At 40.8% G+C, this 24,492-nt stretch carries 20 protein-coding genes; all 20 read right to left on the bottom strand.

Annotated features, from left to right (window positions below):
- Positions 1 to 4,111, bottom strand: a 4,111-nt coding sequence (locus tag HMPREF3002_RS04140) for a CshA/CshB family fibrillar adhesin-related protein (protein WP_141754484.1), incomplete at its 3' end; no start/stop codon positions are given.
- Between the two features lie 203 nt (positions 4,112 to 4,314).
- Positions 4,315 to 5,154 carry a thymidylate synthase gene (locus HMPREF3002_RS04135; RefSeq protein ID WP_070665368.1) on the bottom strand — a complete coding sequence of 280 codons (840 nt, stop codon included), beginning with the start codon at positions 5,152 to 5,154 and terminating at the stop codon, positions 4,315 to 4,317.
- Positions 5,155 to 5,232: 78 nt separating this feature from the next.
- Positions 5,233 to 6,192, bottom strand: coding sequence for an ROK family glucokinase (locus tag HMPREF3002_RS04130; RefSeq protein ID WP_070665367.1), 960 nt, complete (start codon positions 6,190 to 6,192; stop codon positions 5,233 to 5,235).
- 86 nt (positions 6,193 to 6,278) lie between these two features.
- Positions 6,279 to 6,797 (bottom strand): hypothetical protein, encoded by a 519-nt coding sequence (locus HMPREF3002_RS04125; RefSeq protein WP_023918208.1) that lies wholly within the window; start codon positions 6,795 to 6,797, stop codon positions 6,279 to 6,281.
- A gap of 9 nt (positions 6,798 to 6,806) precedes the next feature.
- Positions 6,807 to 8,675, bottom strand: coding sequence for an ABC-F family ATP-binding cassette domain-containing protein (locus tag HMPREF3002_RS04120; RefSeq protein ID WP_070665366.1), 1,869 nt, complete (start codon positions 8,673 to 8,675; stop codon positions 6,807 to 6,809).
- Entirely contained in the window at positions 8,672 to 9,883 is a 1,212-nt protein-coding gene (locus HMPREF3002_RS04115) for a CCA tRNA nucleotidyltransferase (RefSeq protein WP_070665365.1), read from the bottom strand. Before HMPREF3002_RS04115 ends, HMPREF3002_RS04120 begins: the two co-directional genes overlap by 4 nt.
- Entirely contained in the window at positions 9,880 to 10,647 is a 768-nt protein-coding gene (gene dapB / locus HMPREF3002_RS04110; RefSeq protein WP_070665364.1) for a 4-hydroxy-tetrahydrodipicolinate reductase, read from the bottom strand. Before dapB ends, HMPREF3002_RS04115 begins: the two co-directional genes overlap by 4 nt.
- Before the next feature lie 10 nt (positions 10,648 to 10,657).
- Positions 10,658 to 11,506: a DegV family protein gene (locus HMPREF3002_RS04105; protein ID WP_070505525.1), complete on the bottom strand. Its 849-nt coding sequence runs from the start codon at positions 11,504 to 11,506 to the stop codon at positions 10,658 to 10,660.
- A gap of 3 nt (positions 11,507 to 11,509) precedes the next feature.
- A complete protein-coding gene (locus HMPREF3002_RS04100; RefSeq protein ID WP_003001888.1) occupies positions 11,510 to 11,884 on the bottom strand; it encodes a DUF1149 family protein in 375 nt (124 codons plus the stop codon).
- A gap of 131 nt (positions 11,885 to 12,015) precedes the next feature.
- A complete protein-coding gene (locus tag HMPREF3002_RS04095) occupies positions 12,016 to 13,983 on the bottom strand; it encodes a PTS fructose transporter subunit IIABC (protein WP_070665363.1) in 1,968 nt (655 codons plus the stop codon).
- Complete coding sequence (gene pfkB, locus HMPREF3002_RS04090) at positions 13,980 to 14,891, bottom strand: 1-phosphofructokinase (protein WP_070665362.1); 912 nt, start codon at positions 14,889 to 14,891, stop codon at positions 13,980 to 13,982. Before pfkB ends, HMPREF3002_RS04095 begins: the two co-directional genes overlap by 4 nt.
- Positions 14,888 to 15,631 (bottom strand): DeoR/GlpR family DNA-binding transcription regulator, encoded by a 744-nt coding sequence (locus tag HMPREF3002_RS04085; RefSeq protein ID WP_003001800.1) that lies wholly within the window; start codon positions 15,629 to 15,631, stop codon positions 14,888 to 14,890. Before HMPREF3002_RS04085 ends, pfkB begins: the two co-directional genes overlap by 4 nt.
- A 229-nt stretch (positions 15,632 to 15,860) precedes the next feature.
- Complete coding sequence (locus HMPREF3002_RS04080; RefSeq protein ID WP_070665361.1) at positions 15,861 to 18,182, bottom strand: CAP domain-containing protein; 2,322 nt, start codon at positions 18,180 to 18,182, stop codon at positions 15,861 to 15,863.
- Positions 18,183 to 18,319: 137 nt separating this feature from the next.
- On the bottom strand, positions 18,320 to 19,036 hold the full coding sequence (trmD, locus tag HMPREF3002_RS04075) for a tRNA (guanosine(37)-N1)-methyltransferase TrmD (protein WP_070665360.1): 717 nt from the start codon (positions 19,034 to 19,036) through the stop codon (positions 18,320 to 18,322).
- Positions 19,026 to 19,544, bottom strand: coding sequence for a ribosome maturation factor RimM (rimM, locus tag HMPREF3002_RS04070; protein WP_070665359.1), 519 nt, complete (start codon positions 19,542 to 19,544; stop codon positions 19,026 to 19,028). The genes trmD and rimM overlap by 11 nt, the downstream gene beginning before the upstream one ends.
- 108 nt (positions 19,545 to 19,652) lie before the next feature.
- Positions 19,653 to 19,892 carry an RNA-binding protein KphA gene (gene kphA / locus HMPREF3002_RS04065; RefSeq protein ID WP_003001620.1) on the bottom strand — a complete coding sequence of 80 codons (240 nt, stop codon included), beginning with the start codon at positions 19,890 to 19,892 and terminating at the stop codon, positions 19,653 to 19,655.
- A gap of 20 nt (positions 19,893 to 19,912) precedes the next feature.
- The gene (gene rpsP / locus HMPREF3002_RS04060) at positions 19,913 to 20,185 is read right to left on the bottom strand and encodes a 30S ribosomal protein S16 (RefSeq protein WP_003007475.1); all 273 of its coding nucleotides are present in this window, start codon (positions 20,183 to 20,185) and stop codon (positions 19,913 to 19,915) included.
- 123 nt (positions 20,186 to 20,308) lie between these two features.
- Positions 20,309 to 20,998, bottom strand: coding sequence for a pyrimidine 5'-nucleotidase PynA (locus tag HMPREF3002_RS04055; protein WP_070665358.1), 690 nt, complete (start codon positions 20,996 to 20,998; stop codon positions 20,309 to 20,311).
- 50 nt (positions 20,999 to 21,048) lie between these two features.
- Positions 21,049 to 23,133: an AAA family ATPase gene (locus tag HMPREF3002_RS04050; RefSeq protein ID WP_070665357.1), complete on the bottom strand. Its 2,085-nt coding sequence runs from the start codon at positions 23,131 to 23,133 to the stop codon at positions 21,049 to 21,051.
- A 7-nt stretch (positions 23,134 to 23,140) separates the two neighbouring features.
- Positions 23,141 to 24,238: a hypothetical protein gene (locus tag HMPREF3002_RS04045; protein WP_141754483.1), complete on the bottom strand. Its 1,098-nt coding sequence runs from the start codon at positions 24,236 to 24,238 to the stop codon at positions 23,141 to 23,143.
- Between the last annotated feature and the right edge of the window lie 254 nt (positions 24,239 to 24,492).

The following is a 24,492-nucleotide window of genomic DNA, read 5'->3' as shown; positions in this document are numbered from 1 at the left end:
TCGTTGAGCCATCGTCAAATGTTGCTGGAACATCTTCATTGATTTCAACAGTCTTTTCAACGCCATCAACCGTTACAGTTCCACCCTTGAATTCAGGTTTACCTGTTTGAGTAGCACCTTGAATATCAGTTGTTTCTGCTGGTGTAGCTGTTGGGGTTACTGGTAATACTGTTGGTGTGTAGGTTGCAGAAGCTTTGGTTCCGTTCTTATCTTCGCGGACAACGGTCACCGCTGGTGCAGTTCCGACAAATGATTTTTCTGGTACAAATGTAACAGTACCGTCTGCTGCTACTGTGTAAGTACCAACACCTTCAACGGTCTTAGTTGTTGAACCGTCGTCGAATGTTGCTGGAACATCTTCGTTGATTTCAACAGTCTTCTCAACGCCATCAACCGTTACGGTTCCACCCTTGAATTCAGGTTTACCTGTTTGAGTGGCACCTTGAACATCTTTTGTTTCAGCTGATGTTGCTGTTGGGGTTACTGGAACGATTTCTGGTGTGTAAGTTGTATCCACCTTGATACCGTTTGAGCTTTCAGCTTGAACCTTGGCTGGTGTGACTGCACCAGTGTATGATTTATCAGTCGGTGTGAAAGTTACTTGACCATTTGCTGGGTCGATTGTGAAGTTACCGATCACGGTTGTACCGTCTGCCGCATAAGCTGGTGTCGTTGAAACTTCGTTACCATCTTTATCTAGCAATGTGTAGCTATTGTCTTTTATGGTAATAGCTTTGTCTTCACCATTTACTTGAACAGTAGTTCCTGCAAAGGTTGGTGTACCGGTTTGAGTCGCACCTTGGATATCTTTTGAAGTTGCAGGGTTTGCAGTTGGAACTGCTGGCACAACAGTTGGTGTGTAGGTCGCATCTGAAGTAATGGTTGCAGTCTTACCATTAGCATTTGTAATAGTAGCAGTTGCCTGAACAGTTACTCCTTTTGCAGTACCAACAAAGTCTTTTTCTGGCGTAAATGTTACTGCTCCAGTCGTTGGGTCGATAGTATAGCTACCTTCTCCTGCTACTGTCACAGTTGTTTCATCAGTTGGTTGACCAGTTGCTGGATCCACCAATTTCTTGCTAGTGATTTCAGCAGTCTTATCATTACTCAAATCAAAGGTTGGTGTTTGTGTTTGAGGAACGTTTTGGATATCCTCAGAAACCTTGTCTGTAGGAGTGATGGTAATTGGAGTTACAGTTGGAGTGTACTTAGCTGTTGCTGTCTTAAGGTATTCATCACGGACGGTACCGTCTTTATCTTTTCCGACAGGAGCCGTTACAGATACGGTAACACCTTGAGCTGTACCTGTGAATCCTGGTTCTGGAACAAAGGTTACTTTACCAGTAGCATCATCAATGCTGTATGTTCCTTCGCCTGCTACTGTTACAGAGGTTGCATTGGTTACTTGACCAGTCGCTGGGTCCACCAATTTAGCAGGGTATTCCAAGCTTGGAGTGACAGAGATCTTTTCGCCATTTGCATTAGTTGTAGTTGTGTTAAAGGTTGGTGTACCAGTTTGAGTCGCACCTTGGACATCTGTTGAAGTCTTATCTACCCCTTCAATTTCCGTTGGTGTAACAGTTGGGATATAAAGACCATCCATAGTATTCAAAACAGTATCTACATTGGCTTCATCAGCTGGGAATTTTGTAGACCAACCTGTATCGTAGCCATTGCTGTCTGTACGACGGATAGAGATACCGTCAGCTGTTCCAAGGAAGTGATCTTCTGGGATGAATTCCACATCTACATCTTTACCATTACCAGTAACTTTGTATTTACCTTGACCTGGCACGACATAGTAACCTTCCGCATCCAAAGTAGCTTTGTTACCATTAGAATCAACAATGTAAGGTTCAATTGTTTCGTCAATTTTAGCTGGCTCAGTTAAGCTATAGCCTTGCAAACCTCGAGCAGTAAAGGCTACAGTTGCAGTTTGCTTCGCCCCTTGAAGACCACTTGTTTCTTTGAATTCTCCTTTTGGTGGGTGGGTGATTTGAGTCTTGAAGTCCTCAACTTCCCCTGACAAGGCCATACCGGTTGGGCTTTCAATCTCCTTATCATTCTTTGCGATACGGATCCGAACACCCAATTCATTTACACTAGGATCAATATAGGTTTTACTCTTTGTAAAGCTTAACGTAGCCGTTCCATCTTGGGTAATAGTTGTTAAATCAGACCGTTCATCTTCATCGAAGGTTCCGTTTTGGTTGAAATCTATCCAACCATAGATGTTAGCTTTTGCTGCTCCATCCGTATGGGCTTCAACAGAAATCTTATAATTACCTGGTTTGGTACGGTCCATCTTGATCAACTCATTGGTTTTTCCTTTGAGATCATTTGGAAGTAATTGGTCGATGCCTTCATCCGCAGTGGTCGCCTTGTCATCACCAGTCCAATCAAGGGTATTGTTTTCATCCATATCTGGGCTCAAGTGACCAAGATAAGGCTGGTTAACTTTCTTACCTGTTATCCCATCAACGGTTGCGATAGAGTGGATAGCCTTACCATAAGACTCCGGTGCATCCCCTTCATCAAGCGGGAAGAAGCCAAGCATAGCTGCCTGTTTCCCACTTGAAGCAATGTAAAGACCAACTTCAGAAGCTCCTTTTGTCATAACAAGGGGAACGGCAGAAGGACCTGCAGAAATATTTGGCCCGAAGACCCCTGTTCCGAGGCCTCCAGTTGTTAAATCAGCACTTCCAAAGTACTTCCAAGCAACCGCTTTTTTATCTGGCCCCACTTCATTTGCACGTTTAAGTAGGTTAAGGTTCGTCGAATAGTAATTCGTACCTTCTATATTAAAGGTAGGATTTGGGCCAAATAAATTGTCTGTATCTTGTGGAATAAAGGTTTTAGTAGATTTATTTCCATATTTATACCACTCCCCAATTTGTTGCCAACCTTCTCCGTTTGTGGTGAAAATAACCGATTCACCAGGATTAGCGGACTCACCATCTGCCATGACTACAGCAGGTTTGACGGCTTTGCCACGGAAGGTAGCAGAAATTTCAAACTGAACACCAATATTGCCACCTTCAAACTCGGAACTGATGGTTGTTTTTTTAGTGCCAGTATCGATGCCTTCACCTTTTATTTCTGTCCAACGGTTTTGAGCTTCGGCAATAATTTTAGCTTCTTCACCATTATTAAATGCTTTGTTAGTTGCAGCACTAGTAGTTGTTCCTATATATCCGTTCTTAGCATTTGGGTCATAGGTAGCCTTTTCAGCTTCAGTCGCTCCACGTTCTTCTAAGCGCTTTTTGTAGATTTCTGTCGCTTGGAAGGGTTTTAAGGATTTAACTTTGATAGTAACCACATAGCCAGGCATGATTTCCTTGGTGTAGGTTGAGCCCACTTGAAGGGCCAGATTTCCGCTTGATGTTGTCGTGGTCCCAGTCCAGCTAGCTACATCGCCAAAGTCCAACCAAGAGATTTGGCTGGCCAAGTCAGTAGCTTTGATATTTGTTGTAAAGCCCGGTTTTTCAACTTTTGGAGTTGAAGTGGCATCTTGGACATCATCTCCGATCAAGTTTGGATCATTTGCATCACCAACAGCACGACGAGAACGGCGTTTACCAGAAGTTTGAGCTGTCTCTTCAGTGGCTAGTGTATTATTTGTTGGTACACCTTGTCCAGCTGAAAGAGTTGGTGTTTCTTTTTTATCTGCACTTGTTGAAGTTGTATCTGCAAGCTTGTTTATTGGCGTAGTTGCTTTTAGGCTTGGTGCAGTTGATGTTTCTGGTGCAGTTGAGGCTGCAGACGCTGCTGTGCTCGTGCTACTTGCTTCACTAGTTGAAGCAGGTGCTGTTGATGTTGCTGCAGCAGTTGAAGTCTCTGGTGCAGTGATTGCTGCGTTTGCATCATAAGTCGATGTCGTTGCAGCTGTTGATGTTGCTGAAGTTGCTGTAGCTGTTGAAGTTGCGGACGCTTCTGACGCTGTTGCAACTGCTGCTACACTTTCACTTGTTGTATTTGTATTTTCTTCTGCGGCTGCACTTGCGGCTGTCCCAACCATGACAAGTGTTCCCAAAAGTACTGAGCAAACACCCACATTCAATTTACGAATTGAGAATCTGCTAATACGATCATTAAATAAGTCTTTCCCCATCTAATGGACCTCCATATTTATCTATAAATTAACATTCTTTTTTAAATTGTTTAGTTTTTCCAAACCTTTTCTATTTTAACAAAACCCGAACGATATTCAAAATATTTTGACTCAAAAATGAGTAAAAATTTTTAGCTAGAATTATTTTAAATCTAAAAGGATTTCACCCATAGATCAGGGCATCAAAAAACCTTGGTTTATCACTAAATCGCAAGATCAAACTTCAACTGTGGCTTCACTGGATCATAATCGACCAGTTCAAAATCTTCTGGTTTGATGTCAAAGAAATTGGTTCCATCTGGTACATTCAAAACCAAGTGAGGTTGGCAATCAGAGGGCTCCCGACGGAGTAACTCTTCAGCCTGTTCAAATTGATTATCATAAATATGAAGGTTATTAATGAAGTAAAAGAACTTTCCGACCTTCCAGCCAAAGTGCTTGGCAATCATCATCTGTAGCGCTACATATTGCATGGCATTGATATGGTGGGCTACCAACATATCATTTGAACGCTGGGTCAGGGTCGCATCTAGATAGATCTCTCCATCAACCCGACGCACGTCAAACATGGTCTGAAAAGCACATGGCAAGAGTCCGTCGGTCTCCTCAAAAGCATCATAATCCCAGAGCGAGATGATGTTGCGGCGATTCCAAGGATTGGCTTCTAATTGTTTGAGGATCTTATTGGTAAGGTCATGTTTTTTGACCACAGCACCATAGCGCTGACCGATAGTCCGACTATCCCCTACTTCCCAGTCATTCCAGTAGTGGACATTGTATTTATCTTCTAACAGGTCTAAGCTATTCGACTGATCCTGGTAGATCCAAAGCATCTCTTTGATGGCTGATTTAATGGCGATGGGACGAAGGGTTGTAATAGGGAACTCGCCTTTTGCAAGATCAAACTCCATAAAGGCTCCCGTGATGTATTTGGAGTTGGCTGTTCTACCATCCTTATACTTAGGACGGGCCTGCTCTGACCAGACCCCTTCTTCCATGATTTTTCGAATGTTTTCTTTAAAAATTGTATCTGCTTTTGTCATATACTCTCCTTGAATCTACTATTGCCTTCATTATATCACAGGATAAAGAAAAAAGGAGAGGCAAATCTCCTTTTAATCTTATTGTAATACTAGAGATGCGGCACCGATGACACCCGCATCATTTCCCAAAGTAGCAAGCGCCAATTGAGTAGATTCACGTACTTGTGGGAATGAGTTTTCTTCAAAGACCTTGCGCACGCCATCCAAGAGGAAGTCTCCAGCAGCAGATACCCCACCACCGATAACGATCTTAGACGGGTTCAAGGTTGAACCAATATTGGCTGCAGCAAGTCCAAGATAACGTGAGAAGTTCTTATAAACGATCAAAGCAAGAGCGTCACCCTCTTTTGCTAGATCAAAGACCGTTTTAGCTGTCACTTCTTCACCATTGTCGATCAAGACTTTCAATTGAGAGTCCCCTTCGTACTCATCTGCATAACGACGAGTCAAGTTGACGATCCCTGTTGCTGACGCAACCGTTTCAAGACAGCCTTTTTTACCACAGGTACATTGGATTGGATCATCAAAGTCAACCGTGATGTGACCAAGTTCCCCAGCAGCTCCACGCACACCGTGCAAGAGACGACCTTCAGCGACGATACCACCGCCAACACCTGTACCAAGTGTCATGAAGACAACATCTGGTTGGTTTTCACCAGCCCCTTTCCAACGTTCACCCAAAGCAGCAACGTTGGCATCGTTATCAATGAAGAATGGAATATGAAGGGCACTTTCGATTTTTTCTTTAACTGGTTGAAGGGTCTTCCAGTTCAAATTGTAGGCCCCAATAACTGTACCTTTTTCACGGTCAACAACACCAGGCGATCCCATTCCGATTCCTTGGAATTCAGAAGCATCAAGCCCAAGCATTTCCAAACGATGAGCGATCGATTCGATCATATCCTCTACAATATGACTTCCTTCATCCAAGATATTTGTTTTAATAGACCATTTTTCTTGAACTTCTCCATCCAAGGTAAGAATGGCAAACTTGATGGAAGTTCCTCCAAGGTCAATCCCAATAATTTTTTTAGACATCTGTAACTCCTTTCAAACTTGTAAACACTTACAGCTCTATTATATCAGACTTTTGGGCAAATGCAAAGGTTTGCACGTAAATTTTCTTAACTTTTTAGCAAGAGGCTGAAAGATTGAAGTCCTAGAAGCAGGAAAATCAAACCAATAATATTCAGGAGAATGACACTGATTGATAATGGACTGACAATTAAGAACAAGCCGATAAAGAGCTGCACCAAGGCAAAGAAAATATAGCGCTTGGAAAGCTCTTCAATCTTCTTGGAATAGAAGTTAGCTTTTCGGAAATTTAAAACGGAGCGATAGATCAGCCAAATCCCTAAGGTAACTGGGAAGACAATCGGTAAGGTCTTGTAGCCATATAGTAGCAAGTAAACCGCGAACACCAAGGCAACCATACTGTGAAAGAGCTGTTGCTGCTTGATAATACCTGACTGACGCAATCGGTAATAGCGTGAAAAACGTGAAAAAGAGATTAAAAAGAAGCCACAGGAGATCAACCAGCTAAAAGAGCCGATGTGCTCAATGGGATTGATAAACAAGACAATACCAATAATGGTAAACATAGTAGCTGAAATTCCAAGAGATATGCGATTCAATTGATTCATAGGGCCTCCTTATTCATCTAATTCACTTAGGTAATCATAACGATCATACTTTTCAAGTAGACGCTCGTTTTCCTGATCTAGTTCTTTTTGAAGGGCTGACAACTTGCCAAAGTCAGAGCCGTTTTCATTCATCTCCACTTCAATCTCTGCAATTCGATTTTCAATCGCTTCGATATCTGCCTCAATACTTGCCCACTCTTGCTTCTCCATGTAGCTCATGCGCTTCTTCTCTTCTTTTGGCTTGACAGGCTTCTCTTTTTCAATCTTTTGACTAGCCGTTACCTTGGCTGCTTCAAAGGCTTTTTCATCTAAATAATCCGTATAATTACCAAAGAACTCACGAATGCCCCCATTTTCAAAAGCGAGGATTTTACTCGCGACCTTATCTAGGAAATAACGGTCGTGACTAACGGTAATAACTGGACCACCAAAGTTTTGAAGGAAGTTTTCCAAAACCGTCAAGGTTGCGATATCCAAGTCATTGGTTGGCTCATCGAGGAGAAGCACATTGGGTTTTTCAATCAGGAGTTTCAAGAGAAAGAGGCGTTTTTTCTCCCCACCGGAGAGTTTTTCGATCAAGGTTCCATGCATAGAGCGCGGGAAGAGAAATTGCTCCAAAAGATCTGCGATCGAAGTTGTTCCGACAGTCGTCTTGACTTCCTCCGCAACCTCTTGCAAGAAATTGATCACGCGCTTGCTCTCATCCAAGCCATCGATCTGTTGAGAGAAATAAGCCACCCGCACAGTTTCCCCAATAATCACTTGCCCTGACTGAGGCTGGAGTCTCTCAGCGATCAGATTGAGTAGGGTCGATTTACCGACACCATTATCACCGACGATCCCTATGCGATCCTTGTTTTGCATCAAGAGGTTAAAGTCTTGTAAAATCGGCTTATTTTCAAAAGCAAAACTCACATTCTTAAACTCGATGACTTTCTTTCCGATCCGGCTGGTCTCAAAGTTCATTTCTAGATCCGTCTGGTTGCTTTGACCAGACAAGTCTTGCTTAAGATCATGGAAACGATTGATCCGCGCCTGTTGCTTGGTCGCACGCGCCTGGGGTTGTCTTCGCATCCAGGTCAACTCCTGCTTATAGAGTTGCTGCTTCTTGTGAAGAAGGGCCGCATCACGCTCATCTTGCTCAGCCTTTAAGCGGACATAATCCTGGTAGTTGCCTTGATACTCAATCAAGTTTGCCCGATCCAGCTCAAAGATCCGTGTCGAGATATTATCCAAGAAATAGCGATCGTGGGTAATGAAGAGCACGGTTTTCTTAGAGTTCTTCAAAAAATTGGTCAACCACTCGATAGTATCAATGTCCAGGTGGTTGGTCGGCTCATCTAGTAAGAGCAGGTCGTGGTGAGACAGCAAAACTTGGGCCAGTTGCACCCGACGACGCAAGCCCCCAGATAGATCTCCAACTTTGGCATTCAGGTCTTCAATTCCAAGCTTTGAAAGGACCGTCTTGACCTGACTCTCAATTTCCCAAGCATTGAGCGAATCCATCTCCGCCATGACCTTTTCCAGACGTGCTTGGTTCTCTTCTCGGTAATCCGCCATCAAGTATTCATAATCGCGAATGAGCTGCATTTCGCGCAAATCACTAGATAGCACCGTATCCAGAACCGTCTTTTGATCATCAAAATCTGGCTCCTGCGTCAAGTAACCAATTGTATAATCACTCTTGGCAGAAAAAGGACTCACATCTCCATCAAAGCCAGAGCGACCTGACAATACATCTAACAGCGTGGTTTTTCCAGTCCCATTGACCCCGATCAATCCGATCCGATCCAAGTCGTGAATGATAAAGGAAATCTCACGAAAGACGGTCTTATCTCCGACAGATTTGGTTAATTTATCGACAATAAAATCGCTCATTTTTCCTCCTCTTTTGCTTGCTGGATATAGGCGATGATGGCCTCTTTCTCATTAGCCAGTTCCCCATCGACAATGGCATATTCAATTTTTGTCAAAATCTCTCCTAAGGCTGGACCTGGTTGAAAGCCATATTCTTTGATCAGCATGCCACCATTGACCACCACTTCATGCTTATCATGAATGGTCAAGCTATCATAGACACGCTCAATGGCCAAATAATCCACACTCAAGGCATAAGCTTCACGGAGCTCTTCAGCAACCAGTAACAAACGTTTCTCATACTTGTAGCAGGCACGCTTGTCTAGGCTTCCATTTTCTCGGAGCTTTAGAATCTCCACGATCTGCTCCACCGTCTTAGCAAAGTCTCTAGAGGTCTTCCATTTCTTAAAGAATTTTGGAATATCTTGAATCTCTAGTGCTAAGACCAAAGCAGCCCAGGCTTGCTCAGAAGTTGAAAAAGTATATTCCAACTCTATGTCAAACAAACGCTCGATCGCTTCTTTACGATCCTTCATCTCTGGCAGATAGTGATAGGCTCCACTTGCTAGCATAGCCTCCAAGCCCTGTCTCCAGTATGGAGAAATCAAGAGTTTATCAAACTCGATGAAGGTGCGCTCTACGGAAATCTTCTCAAGTAATGGCGCACACTCCTTCATAGCGTCAAAAGTTGCCTCTTCTAATTCAAAGCCGAGACTGGCTTGAAAGCGAAAGCCTCGCATGATCCGGAGTGCATCTTCGTTAAACCGTTCGTGAGGAAGGCCAACCGCCCGAAGGACCTTGTTTTCTAAATCTTCTAGTCCATGAAAGAGGTCAACAATTTCTCCTTTTTCATTTAAGGCAAAGGCATTGACGGTGAAATCACGGCGCTTGAGGTCTTCTTCTAGTGAGCGTACAAAAGACACGGAGCTCGGACGACGATAATCGACATAGACATCCTCCGTCCGGAAGGTCGTAATTTCATATTCTTGACCATTTTCAAGAACTAAGACAGTCCCATGTTCGATACCGACGTCCACTGTTCGATCAAAAATGGCCTTGGTCTCTTCTGGGTATGAGGAGGAAGCGATATCGACATCGTGAATTGGACGATCCAAGAGGGCATCACGGACAGATCCCCCTACAAAATAGGCCTCAAAACCAGCTGCTTTAATCTTCTCTAATATTGGTAAAGCCTCCTGAAACTCAGAAGGCATCTTTTCTAATCTCATAGTAAGTGTTCCAAACCATAGACAAGCTCATGACGCTTGACAACTTCTTTAATCCCTAGATTTACTCCTGTCATGAAGGAAACACGATCATAGGAATCATGACGGAGAGTCAACCCTTCGCCTTGGCTACCAAAAATCACCTCTTGGTGAGCGACTAGGCCAGGCAATCGAACTGAATGGATGCGCATCCCTTCAAACTCTGCCCCTCTTGCTCCAGGCATCAACTCTTCTTCATCTGCTGCACCTTGCTGGATCTTCTCGCGCTTCTCTGAGATCAGCTCAGCTGTCTTAATTGCTGTTCCACTCGGTGCATCTTTTTTCTTATCGTGGTGCAATTCGATAATTTCTACATTCGGGAAATACTTGGCTGCTTGCGCTGCAAATTGCATCAAGAGCACGGCTCCAATGGCAAAGTTCGGCGCGATCAAGCCACCCAAATCCTTTTCACGTGAAAGGTCTATCAATTCTTGGATCTCCTCAGGAGTGAATCCAGTCGTTCCCACAACAGGCGCAAAGCCATTCTCAATTGCAAAGCGAGTATTCTCGTAAGCTACCTTGGGCATGGTAAAGTCGACCCAAACATCTGCCTCTAGACCCACAACATCTTCTTTGCGGTTAAAGACAGGGACTCCTGCAACCTCTGTCTCATCAGTAAATGGATCGATCAAGCCAGCTAATTCTAACTCAGGATCTCCAGAAACCATCTTGTAGGCTGCTTGTCCCATTCTTCCCTTGAAACCTGCGATAATGACTTTAATGGACATAGAATTCTCCTTAAACGATAGGGATATACCCAACTGCTAAGCTATGGTCACCTAAGTGCGTCCCAATCACCCCTCCAAAGGTAGCAAAAGGAATGTCACCTTCCACTCCTTCTTCCATGAGCAGTTGGCGAAGTGCTTCTGCTTTTTCAGGAACATTGGCATGGATGACAAAGACTTGGTAATGACCATCTGCGATATCTGATACAACAATCTCTACCAAGCGTTTCATGGCTTTCTTTTCCGTCCGGACTTTCTCAAAGACCTCAATCACGCCTTCATCATTAAAATGAAGAATGGGCTTGATGCTCAAGAGGTTTCCAAGAATAGCAGCACCATTTGACAGACGACCACCTTTAACCAAGTGGTTCAAATCATCCACCATGATATAGGCAGAGGTTCCATCAATCTGGTGTTGGACATTGGCCACAATCTCATCGAAGGAACGGCCTTCACCAGACCATTTCAAGCAGTCTTCTGCCATCATTCCTAGAGGAGCACTGGTGATTTTTGAATCCGGAAATTCGACGGTCAAGCCTTCGAATTCGTCCTTCAAATATTGGATATTTTGGTAGAAACCAGAAATACCTGATGACAAGAAAAGACCGATAGCATGCGTATAGCCCTTAGCTGTCAAACCAGATAATACTTCTTCTAACTCTGCAACACTCGGCTGGCTAGTCTTTGGCAATTCCTTAGACGCCGCCATCTTTTGGTAGAACTCATCGTGTGTCAGGTTCTTCCCTTCAACATAAGACTCCCCGTCGATATAGATCGGGATCTCTAAAATAAATAAGTCGTCGTGATGGAGCACGTCTTGCGTTAAATAGGCAGACGAATCCGTGATCACTGCTAATTTCATTGATTAAAACTCCAAATTAATACCCGGTAAATCGAGGGCAATTTCTGTGACTTCATAAGTCAAACGGTTGAGCATATTCAAGCAAGGGCGAGCCAATTCTTCCACTTCGTCTTTGCTGAATTCACTTGGTTCATTGACATAACGACCAAACAAGTGGTTGATTTGAGTGATAGTTCCACTGATCACAAAACCGTCAAAAACGATCATGTAGCTCAAGATGACAATCAAAGAAGTCGTGTTTTGTTCTTGATCACGATTGATCAATTGAAAGTTTACATCTACTTTTGTTTCAGGGATCCCATTTTCTTTTTCCCACTCAAAATTACGAGCGTCATAGTGGTATTGGCTGACAAATTCTTTTTCACGTTGAATATCCATTTTTATTCTCCTAAAAATATGCGATAGGCTTATTATATCATAATTCAGCTCAAGATACCAACGCCGAATGAGGTGATTTTTTCGCTAGTACAAGAAGAAAAGGTTGGGCATTCCCAACCTTTTAATCATATTTAGTTTTTAGGTTTGCGAAGCAATCCGAATAAGATACCACTTACGACTGCACCGATCAATACGAACAAGATGTATAGAAGTGGATTTGATGTAAGAGCGATAACGAAGATTCCTCCGTGAGGAGCCATGAGTTTCAAGCCTGCAAGACCAACAAGGGCACCTGTCAATGCTGAACCAGCAATGAAGCTAGGGATGGCACGAGCTGGGTCAGCTGCACCGAATGGAATGGCACCTTCTGTGATGAAGGAAAGACCCATAACGATGTTTGTCAAACCTGAATCGCGTTCTTCTTGTGTGAATTTATCTTTAAACAATACAGTTGCTACGAATACTGCCAATGGAGGAACCATACCAGCTGCCATAACAGCTGCCATAACAATAGAACCACCTGAAGCAACAGATTCAGCAAGTGTACCTGTAGCGAAGACATAAGCGGCTTTGTTAACTGGTCCACCCATATCGACAGCCATCATACCGCCGACGAGAAGTCCAAGAAGGACAGCTGAGCTACCTGACAAGCTTGAAAGGAAGTTGTTAAGACCAGTATTGATAGCAGCCATTGGAATATTGATGAGGAACATCAAGAATCCTGTCAAACCAACACCAAGTAATGGCAAGAGAAGGATAGAGCGGATACCATCGAGTGAACGTGGAAGACCTGCAAGGGCTTTGCGAAGTAAGAGAACAACTCCACCTGCAAGGAAACCACCTACCAAAGCTCCAAGGAAACCTGATGATACGGCTGCTGGTAATTCACCTTTAGCAGCACCGTAGGCGATATTTCCAAATGCTGAACCTGAGCTAGCAATAGATCCAGCAATAAATCCTGCTACAAAACCAGGTTTTTCAGCGATTGAGAATCCAATGTAACCTGCAAGTACAGGAAGCATGAAGCCAAAGGCTACTCCACCAATTGTTTTAAATTGTGCTGCTAATACATGATAAGAACCAAGACTAGACAATTGATCTTGAGGCACACCAAGAACTTGGTCGATCAAGAAGGCAAGGGCGATCAAGATACCACCACCGATAACGAATGGGAGCATTTGAGAAACCCCACTCATCAGGTGTTTGTAGAAAGCTCCACCCAAGCTCAATTTTTCTTGGCTAGCGCTAGCTTGTGCTGCATTTTCAGCGTGGAAGACATCTGCTTTTCCATCCAAGATGGTTTGGATCAATTCTTCTGTCTGACGGATACCGGCTGCGACTGGTTTAGAGATCAATTTTTTGCCATCGAAACGAGCGGTTTCAACTGCTTTATCAGCTGCAATGATGACCCCTTCAGCTTTTGCGATTTCTTCAGCTGTCAAGCGGTTACCGACACCAGATGCCCCGTTGGTTTCAACGCGGACTGTAACACCCATTTCTTCCCCTTTTTTGATGAGGGCTTCTTCTGCCATGTAAGTGTGGGCGATACCTGTTGTACATGCTGTAACGGCAACGATGAGAGGTTTGTCAGATGAAGCTGCTTCTTTGACTGCTTCTGCTTTTTTCGCTTCTTCTGCTGCAGCTACTTGCTCTTCCGCATCAAAGGCTGCGATCACTTGCTCAGGTGTGCTTGCTTGGCGAAGTTTATCCGCAAATCCTGGTTTCATCAAGTACTTAGACAATTCAGCAAGGGCTGCCAAGTGAGTGTCGTTTGCTCCTTCTGGAGCAGCGATCATGAAGAACAAGTCAGTCGGTTGCCCATCAAGTGAGGCGTAGTCAACACCTTTGTTTGATTTTGCAAACAAGACCGTTGCTTCTTTGACAGCTTCATTTTTGCTGTGCGGCATAGCAATTCCGTCACCCAAACCAGTTGAAGTTTGTGCTTCACGGTTCATAATCCCAGCTTTGAAAGTTTCAAAATCTGTCACCACACCATTGTCAACGAGCGATTGGATCATCTCATTGATCACGCCTTCTTTATCTGTTGCTTGAAGGTCAAACAACATCACGTTTTTATTTAAAACGTCTTGAATTTTCATAGTTTTTCTACCTCTACTTTTTCATAAGTTTCTTTAATATAGTCAGCTGTCGCCAAATCATCTGAGAAGGTGGTCGCTGTGCCACAAGCCACGCCCCATTTGAAGGCTTCGATAACATCTCCCGTCGTTGCGAGCTTCCCTGTGAAGCCTGCTACCATGGAATCCCCAGCCCCAACAGAATTCTTCACTTGCCCTTTGATTGGTTTTGCGAAGTAAGTACCGCTTGGACTGACAAGGAGAGCACCATCACCTGCCATGGAAATAATGACGTTTTGTGCACCTTTGGCCAAAATTTCTTTGGCATAGCGTTCGATTTCTGGCAATTCCGTCAAGGTCACGCCAAAAATATCTCCCAACTCATGGTTGTTTGGTTTAACCAATTGCGGATTAAACTCCAAGGAATCAATCAAAGTTTGCCCTTCAAAGTCGCAAACGACTTGTGCACCTGTCGCACGAGTTGCTGCGATCAATTGTTTGTAAACAGCATTTCCAAGTGAAGATGGGGCAGATCCTGCAAAGACTACCACATCATCTGCTGTTAAGCTTGATAGGATGCTGAGTAATTCTTGCAACTGCGCTTCTGTCACTTCTGGACCGTTCCCGTTGATCTCTGTTTCTTGATCAGCTTTGATCTTGACATTGATCCGGGTATCCTGATCCACTGTCACAAAGTTGGTTGAAATGGCTTCGCTAGTCAGTACGTCTTCGATGAAGCGTCCTGTGAAACCACCGATAAATCCAGTCGCTGTGTTCTCAATATCGAGCCGCTTCAAGACACGACTGACATTGATTCCCTTACCACCGGCGAATTTATCTTCCGAAGCCATCCGATTGACCGCCCCGGTCTCTACATGATCGAGACGGACAATGTAGTCAATGGCTGGATTCAGTGTTACTGTATAAATCAAACCTCTATAACCTCCGTTTTTTCTTTTAAAACCTTTAATCGTTGCGGTTCACATTGATTGGTGATAATCATGGCTCGCTTGATCGGAGCCACTTTGACAAAGGATGTCACTCCAATTTTTGAATCATCCGCTAGGATATAGGTTTTTTTTGCATTTTCGATAATCGCACGCTTGACAGATCCTTCTTCCAGGTCTGGAGTGCTGTAAAATTCATCATCGATTCCATTCATTCCAAGAAAGGCCTTGTCAAAATTCAACTGACCGATTTGATTGAGCGCGATCCCTCCGATACTAGCATCTGTAGAAGATTTTACCTTCCCACCGATGATGACCGTCGGAACATTTCGCTCGACCAACTTGGTCGCATGGTGAATCGAATTGGTCACCACAGTTACCGTTGGATTGACAATTTCTTGTACCAAGAGTTCATTAGTCGTCCCAGCATCGATAAAGATCACATCATGATCTTTGATCAACTCCGCTGCTTTTACCGCAATTTTTGACTTAACTTGAATGTTTTTGATAGATTTTTCTTTATTGCTTTCTTCCTCTTGAAGAAAATGCAGGCTTTCCGCACCGCCGTGAACCCGGCGGAGTTTGCTTTCAGCTTCTAGCTCATCCAAGTCTCGACGAACGGTTGATTCAGACGTTCCCAGCTCTTGCACAAGGGTTTCTAAGGAAACAAATTTTTCCTTCAGTACCTTCTCGAGGATGAATTGTTTTCGTTCAGACTTAAGCATTTCTCCTCCTTTTGCAATCGATTACAAAGACTATTATACTCCATCTCCAAAAAATGTCAACACTTTTTATCAATTTCTATCATTTTCTTTCAAAAATTCTAAAAGTGTACAAAAAAAGAGCAGGAAAGAACTCATTTTGTTAAAAGAGTCCTTTTCCCACCCTCATCTATCTTCTTTGAAGATTTTAAGCAATAAAGTGTCTAAGTATCTATTCTATCTTCGGTATGTCTTAATCATTTTTTGAAGATTGTTTCTTTTTCTTAAAACCAAACAATCCAGCAAGTAACCCAACGGCAACACCTGTTGTTGCTACTGCATATTTGGAAGAATCTGTACTTGCCACAGCTTGGCTATTTTCTTTTTTGGGTTTGATTTCTTCTACTTTAGCTTCTTGTTTTGGAGCTGGAGTAGCTGTTGGTGCTTGCACTTTCGGACTATTGGTAGTTGTTGGAAGAACTGTTGGTCTATCCGTGAAAGTTGTTGGATTGCTTGAGCGGATATCCATTGGCATATCTGCTGCTTCTAAAATAGCTGGATCCATTCGTGACGCTAGATCTTCATATTGGGAATTCAACAGTTCCACGACACTTTGATAAGATTGAAGAGTTGTGAATTCTGCTTCCAATTTTTCTTTTTTATTTTCCAAATTAGCCACCGCAGCAGATAAAACTGATTGGGCTTTGACCAATAATTCTGGAGCGTTTTTAAAGTCAGAAAGACGTTTTTCAGCAGCAACCAGACGTTCTTGCGCCGCCTTCAAGCCCTCATGCGCTTCTTGAACGACTTGGGCTTTTTCTGCTTCTTCCGCTTTTAAACGATCTAATTTCTCACGCGCAGCTGCCAACAAATCTTTCGCTTTTTGAAGGGCTGCTTCTTTTGGTTGAATAGCTGCTTCAATCCGACCTCGAGATACATCAAGAGTCGCTTTTGCTTTTTCAACTGCATGATCCTTGCTGACAAGAAGAATTTTGTAGTTTTGGATGGTCTTTTGCACATTGGCCATCTCTACTTCCACATTTGAATTAGTATGGCGGGCATCTTCTAATTTGCCTTGCAAGATAATGATTTGGGACTCTTGATTGGCCTTGTCCAGCTTGAGGTTAGCGACTTCATCAGATTTTGCTTTCACATCTGATCTTGTCGTTGTAGCACCAGCTCCCTGACGCAATTGGTAAGCAAGTGCATTGGTTGACACTGCTGAATTGACCGGGCGGTGTAAGAAAGCTGCTTCTGACATGGCATTACTTGGGTCATAAGCGACTGATAAAGCTGTCGCTTTGTTGTCTACCATTTGGAGGTAGTGACCAACCTTAGCAAAGGCCTCAGCCCCAATTTTCATATAAATGTCATTGGCATCGATTTGTGTTTCGTCTGTTGGTAGACCATATTGAGCCGCTACTTCTTGATAAGCCGCTTTTTCATTGTACCAAAAGTCAACCGCACCAGCAGGTGAGAAGCCATAAGCAATGTTTTCGTTTGGCAAATACTTAAACATATGCCAGTTGGCTTTCTTGAAGTATTCCAACTGTACTTGGCTGGCAGGAAGGGAATAAGGATCCAGCTCCAATTCAGGCAAGCCGGCATTGCGACGATAGTTATTAATAGCATCCGCAATTTCAAGAGCTCGAAGATTGGCTTGCAAAGATCCAGACTCTCCAACTGTCAAGCCGTCTTCTTCACGACCACGCTTGTAGAGGGCTAAAGCACTCGCTGCAGCTTCATTGCCATTCTCGGCTAAGTGTTGCAAATAACCTTCATAAGTCGCTTGACTCAACTGAACTGGACTATTGGCCGCTGCTTGTTCTAAGGCTGCCAATTCTGCTTCCTTGGTTGCGATGACCGCTTTCAAATCTGTCAGACGCGTTTGAGCCAGTTGAATATCGTTCTCAATTTGAGCCACTGTATCTGAACCGGTTTGCTGACTCGCTTGCAAGGTTGCAAGGTAATTCTGAGATTCTCGGATACTTTGCTCGACTTGACTTTGCTCCAACAAAGCTTGGTTGAGCACATTCTCATCATTTGAAATCGGTGCTTTAGCTTGGTTCAATTCATTTTGTGCTACATCGACCAAAGATTCCTGAGCAGTAACTTGATTTTCCTGTTGACGAACAGCCTCTATGACTTGGTCATGGGCAGCTTCTGCTTCTCGAACCTTATTTTCTTCGATGGTCACATAGGCTTGAGCTACCTTGACGTCATTTTCTGCATTCTGAACTTGGGCATCCGAAGTTGTTGCGATGAGGTTTTCCGCATCCGTCACTTCTGCTTTCTTTTCTTCCAGTTCTTGTCCAGCAGCCTTGACTTCCGTTTGAGCATCGATCACTTTTTGCTCTTGGTAGTGGACATCTTTCACCACTTGGCCTTTTTGAGCTGTGATTTGCTTCAACTCATCAACTGTAATTGGTTTTTCAACTACTTCCGTGCTGTTGGTTTCTGGATTTTCATTTTGCTTGACCTCTTCGGCATTTGCTTTGTGATGAAACATACCAGATAGGACTGTTGTTGCAGCAATCCCTGTCGTGAAAACCGATTTTCCTAATTTCTTTCCCATTAAACTCACCCCCAAAACTGAATCATTTCTTGAAGTTTCTCTACCCCTTAGCATACCACATTTTGTTACCAATAACTAGTAGGTTTAAAAAGTTTTTTTCATAAAATTTTGGAGCAAAAGAAAAACAGCTGACGCTGTTAGTCTTCTTGTTTAATTTGTTCCAACATCTTCACTTCTTCTGCTGTCAACTCATAGTTTTCTAGCAAGTCTGGCCGACGTTCTAAGGTCTTTTTCAAACTCTGATAGAGGCGCCACTGACGGATATTTTCATGATGACCACTCATGAGAACATCGGGAACTGTCATTCCTCTGTATTCATAAGGCCGTGTGTATTGAGGGTATTCTAGTAGACCAGAGGAGAAACTGTCATCCTGGTGACTGGACTCTTTTCCAATCACTTCTGGAATCAAGCGGACCGTCGCATCAATCATAGTCATGGCGGCTAGCTCGCCACCCGTCAGGACATAATCTCCAAGAGAAATCTCATCTGTCACCAAGGTCTTGATCCGCTCGTCGTAGCCCTCATAGTGACCACAGATAAAGATCAATTCCTCTTCCTGAGCTAATTCTTCAGCATAGGCTTGGTCAAAAGTCCGACCAGCAGGGTCCAGTAAGATCACGCGTGGATTCTTCTTCTCAATGGCATCAAAGGCATCAAAAATCGGTTGAGCTCGTAGAAGCATGCCTTGCCCACCCCCATAGGGTTCATCGTCCACATGGCGCGCTTTCTCCGCATTCTCACGGAAATTATAGTAGTTGATCTCGAGAAGTCCCTTTTCACGCGCCTTGCCGACGATAGAATGCTCCAAAGGCGAAAACATCTCTGGAAAGAGGGTTAAAATATCAATCTTCATCGTCTAACCCTTCTAAGATGTCTACATCCACACGATTTCCAGGGATATCGATATTTAAGACTACAGGTGGGATATATGGCAAAAGAAGATCTCGTTTGCCTTTTCGTTTCACGACCCAGACATCATTGGCACCTGGTTGCAGGATTTCCTTGATCTGACCGATTAGTTGGTCATTTTCATAAACATCAAGACCGATGATCTCATGGTAATAGAATTCGCCATCCTCCAAATCTGTCAAGTCTTCTTCGGCAACTTTGAGGCTATAACCCTTGAACTTTTCGATGGCATTGATATGGTACATATCCTTAAACTTGATGATGTCAAAGTTCTTGTGCTTGCGGTGGCTAGCAATGGTCACCGTTTGGACAAAACGATCCTTCTCATCAAAGAGAGCCAACACCGCTCCTTTTTTAAAACGCTCTTCCGCAAAGTCTGTCACAGACAAGACCCGCATTTCTCCTTGTAAGCCTTGGGTATTGACAATTTTCCCAACATTAAAGTAATTCATGATTTCTCCAGTGTAGTTTATTCACTCTATTTTATCACGTTCAGCAACAATTCTCAACGGTGCTCACTGAGCCTTCCAACAAAAAAACGGGACCAAGTCCCGCCTTTTTTATTTTTCGTCAATAACGATTCTTACTTTTTTATCTTCAGTTGGGACAGAGTAGACAATCGTTCTTATCGCAGAAATGGTGCGACCTTTTCGACCGATTACACGACCAACATCGCTAGGATCAAGGTCAAGATGGTACTCCAAGAATTCAGGAGTATCTTCGATCTTGATGGTTAAAGCATCCGGTTGTGAAATCAAGGGTTTCACAATTGCAATAATGAGATTTTCAATCGTATCCATACATCAACCTACTTAAAAAATTATTTTGAGAATTTAGAATCGTGGAATTTCTTCATCACACCAGCTTTTGAAAGGATGTTGCGAACTGTATCTGAAGGTTGAGCTCCATCAGCCAACCATGCAAGAACGCGGTCTTCTTTCAAAGTTACTTGGTTTTCTTCAACAAGTGGATTGTAAGTTCCAACTGTTTCGATGAAACGTCCATCACGTGGTGAACGTGAATCTGCTACGTTGATACGGTAGTATGGTTTTTTCTTAGAACCCATACGAGTCAAACGAATTTTAACTGCCATTTTTATAAGTCTCTTTTCTATATTTTAATTTTCGGTGAAATAGACAAGCTATTTAGCACATGATCTATTATAACACATTTTATAGACCTGTCAAGAAAAAAACTTGACAGTATTTGAAATTTTTTATTTTATCAGTAAATTGGCGATTTCTTGATAGTTGCTAACGGTATAAGTCGGCACTACCCGACTGGTATTTTCCTTATGATCTGGGTTATACCAGACGGTATCGATCCCTGCAGCATTTCCTCCTGCGATATCCGCCGTCAAGGAATCTCCGATCATGAGTGTCTCTTCCTTGTTGAAACCTGGAATCAGTTGGCCGACCTTATCAAAAAATGCAGGTTCTGGTTTCTGAGTATGAAGCTGCTCAGAGATAAAGACCTCTTTGAAATAAGGTGCGATTGTAGAATGAGCCAAGCGTCCTTCTTGAATGGCAGTCACTCCATTCGTTGCACCATAGAGCTGGTAACCCGCTTTTTCAAGTCGGGCCAGTAAGTCCTCCGCACCTGGGAAAGACTGCCCTTGAAGGCTGATGTAATCTTGGTAGCGAAGAGCCATCTCAGCCCCATCAACCGTGATCCCAAAGTGGGCAAACCCAATCGCAAACCGACTATCCACGAGCTCTTGCTTGGTCAACTTCTTTTGTTCCAAATCCTTCCAGAGACCTTGGTTCATGGGTTTGTAGTAATCCTTAAAGGCCTGTACATCTGGAAAATTCATGTCTTCTAACATCTGCGTCAAGGCTGTTTCTTCAGCAGATTCAAAGTCCAACAAGGTATGGTCCAAATCAAAAAGTAAAAATGTATGTGACAAGGTTGAAATCCTTTCTTAGAAAATATCTATTAAAACTAGGAATAATAAAATTATTGATTTCTTCTTTTTGACTCTAATTTTTCTAACTCTAATTTTAGCTGTTCAATTCTATTATCAACTGTACTTTCTTTAAACTTTCTTTCATACATTTCGTATAATTTATTTCTTAATAACGGTTCTGAAATCATATCAATCTCTGACAGTAGCTTTTTCTTAGATAAATTACATATTGGCTCTTGATGCGAGTTAAGGTCTTTTATAATAGTGTTAATTTTATAAATCGCAAATTCACCATAGACATCCTTAATAAACATATCATCATGCATAATTTCTTGTATGTTTTTTGCAAATGTATTCTTGTATGGTTGAATGCTTGTTAAACCATTTGTATTATCTTTCACTAGGGCAATAACATTACCTGATTTTATGTCTGATAACATGAATGGTGAATGAGTAGTGAATATCAATTGAAACTTATGATTAGGCACCATATTAAATTTATTTATTAAAAAATGCAATAACCTTCTAGTCCACTCTAAGTGTAAGCCGTCTTCAATCTCATCTATAACTATTAAACTCTCACCAACAACTAGTTTTTCCGAAAGAAAATTGATTAAAGTAGTTATGTCAAGTAGATTTTGTTCACCTCTTGAAGTTACTTCTGTCATCTTAAACCAACTAACCAGTTTACGTTCATTAATAAGCTTGACTTTTCGACTTTCTTCGAAATCAATTTTCCTATTTAATTCTTTTATAAAATCATCTACAGATTTATTATCAATTTTAAGATCAAGTATACTACAACATTTATCTTCTGAAATTAGAGTGCTATTAATTTTATAAAATTGTCTTAAAAATCGAGCTGTAAAATTTATATAATCTCCAATATCATCTTTAGGGTAAATATCAGAGCTAGAAAATTCCTCACAAAATGACTGAAAACTATCACCAACAAACTCCCCAGTATTATCAATAATAAATTCTGGATTTAATAATTGTTTAAAATAAATAACAACTATTCCACAAATATGTTCCCACTGTTTAACTACTTCTGACTCTTTATTGTAATTAGGGAAATATAAATCTCTAATATAAGTGTACGTATCAATAAGGCAATTTAATATTTGTAATTCTTTAAACGTTAACTCTTGTTTTGATTCATTTTGAAAAAATGGTTTAAAAATAAAATTAAATCTTCTGATACTTACATTTTTTTTATAGTTCGAAATTGCTATATTAAACTGCTTATTAAATTCATCTCTAATTCTATCATCTTCAAATTCTAGATCATCATTATATTCTTTATTCTTAAATCTGTTAAACGATTCAAAAAATGAAATATTATCTTTTAGAAATATAGATAAATCTTCTGAGTTACCATTATCTATAATATGGGATTCATAAGTAGGATCTATATAATTCCAAATAATTTCTTTCAAATTATGTTCATACATAGAATCTAATGGCAACATTTTCCTAAAACAATAGTCTGTAATATAGTCAATTAACTTATCATATGTATCGACCTTAATCAACCATTTATAATCTGCATTTTCTGGAAAAAAACCTTCAGTAACAAGTAATTCATATGCTTTGTATTTTGAAGTTGCATCGCTTATCGATAATTGTTTACTATTTTTATAAACTCTTTTTATTATGTCAGTTTGAACATTTGATTGAGCTACACTTTTTGTCAATTGAAAATAGTAAATAGTAAACAAATCTTCTATACTATTACTACCGATGGTATAGTGACCTGTATAATTTTTCAAATTAAGCTGAGTATTAGTATTTAAAAATATAACATTATTTATACTAAAATTGTGCATCTCCAAATAAAGCAAGTCATCCTTTAAAAATATAAGACAATACGAAGATTTATTTAGAAATTTCTTCCGTTCCTCATCTGAAGTAGCAATTATATCTAAAATTGAAGTTTTTCCAGAACCATTATTTCCAATAATCGCAGTAATATTACTTATATTGTTCCCATAAAAATTAGATAATTGATCCTCTCCTAATATAACTTCCAAGGTATAATTCGAGAAATTAATATTAACATTAGAATCAAATATAATTTGACTTCTTTTTATTAAATCATTGAAATCGTTAATTAACAATCCTATTAACTTCATACAAACCTCAAATCAATCCTACATTCTTACTGATATCAGTTATTAATTTCGATAACGGTCGTTGACCATAGTGTTCTATATTTGTATAAACTCCTGTTATTATGCGATTAATTTCATCTTTAGTCAATATATTTAAACCAGCACTTTCAATTAATTTATTAATCTCATTTTTATAATTATCTGAATAGATTTGATTTTTCCATTCTATTTCATTAACAATATCAATATGAGATTGATACAACTCTACTAAATGTAATTTCTCAAAATCACTTTCAATTTTGTAAAATATAGATTCATCACTATTTACGTTACTGTCTTCAATATAGATTCTAGGTTGATGTAGTTTAGTTAAATCATAATTATATCTATACAAATTAGCTATTGAGATACTTGAATCGTATGGTGATATATTTAATTCATTATCTAATTTAGAAAAATTACACGAAGGGCAAATCGGAATTAAATTATAATAACAAACCGAAAATAACGGGTAAATTGATTTCGGGAAAAAATGATCTAATTGGCAGGTATTTATAATCTTAATATCTGAAACAGATAAGTCGTGTCCTTCGGGACATTTAGAGGAACACCAATCATTTATAATATAATCATAATTCTCTTTATTTTCAACTTTACAAGACTTGCAACAATATATTCTGAAACTTGAATTTATATAATTTCTATTACAATATGGGCATACTTTTATATTTGAAGAACTAATTTTAAGTAATCTACTTTTCGAATCAACAAAATTTTGATATGCATATTTTAGACATTCTTCAAATTTTCTAAATTCTTCAAGTTGTTTAAATCTTGGATAAAAAATCCTGTCTCGCATATCAATTTTATTTATAATTTCAGCGCTTTCCTTAAACCAATCAACAATTAAAGTAAGTTCTGAAAATTCTAATTTCATTAACTGTAAAAATGCATCATTGTCTATCCATTCAATCCCTAAATCTGATAAGTTCTCTCTAATCCAATTTGATAAATCGACTTTAAATGAACCGTATCCTTTATATTTATTCTTGAAATCCATCTTTTTATATATCATCTGACACCAATCACTTACAAAAGATGGATCCAAAGTTTCTATATTTATCACATTTCCGTCCTTACAATATTATTAGTTTTAATAGTTAAATTGTTAAATTATTTTGATAGAAAAAATAATTTAATCAACCACCAATTTCTAACCTATTATTTTAACAAACTAGCTTATATCCTTCGGTAATATTCTTAAAATTTAATAAAATTAAACATGAATAATAAATTATTCATGTTTAAGCTATCGGTTAGACAAACTATATCCCCTCTCTATATTACACTACAGTTATTTAATTCTGTCAATATTTTGTG

The sequence above is a fragment of the Streptococcus sp. HMSC065E03 genome, assembly GCF_001815045.1.
In the GTDB taxonomy this organism is placed as follows: Bacteria; Bacillota; Bacilli; order Lactobacillales; family Streptococcaceae; genus Streptococcus; species Streptococcus parasanguinis_AD.
Note: the sequence above shows the minus strand (reverse complement) of the source record. Positions and strands in the feature narration are given on the sequence as shown.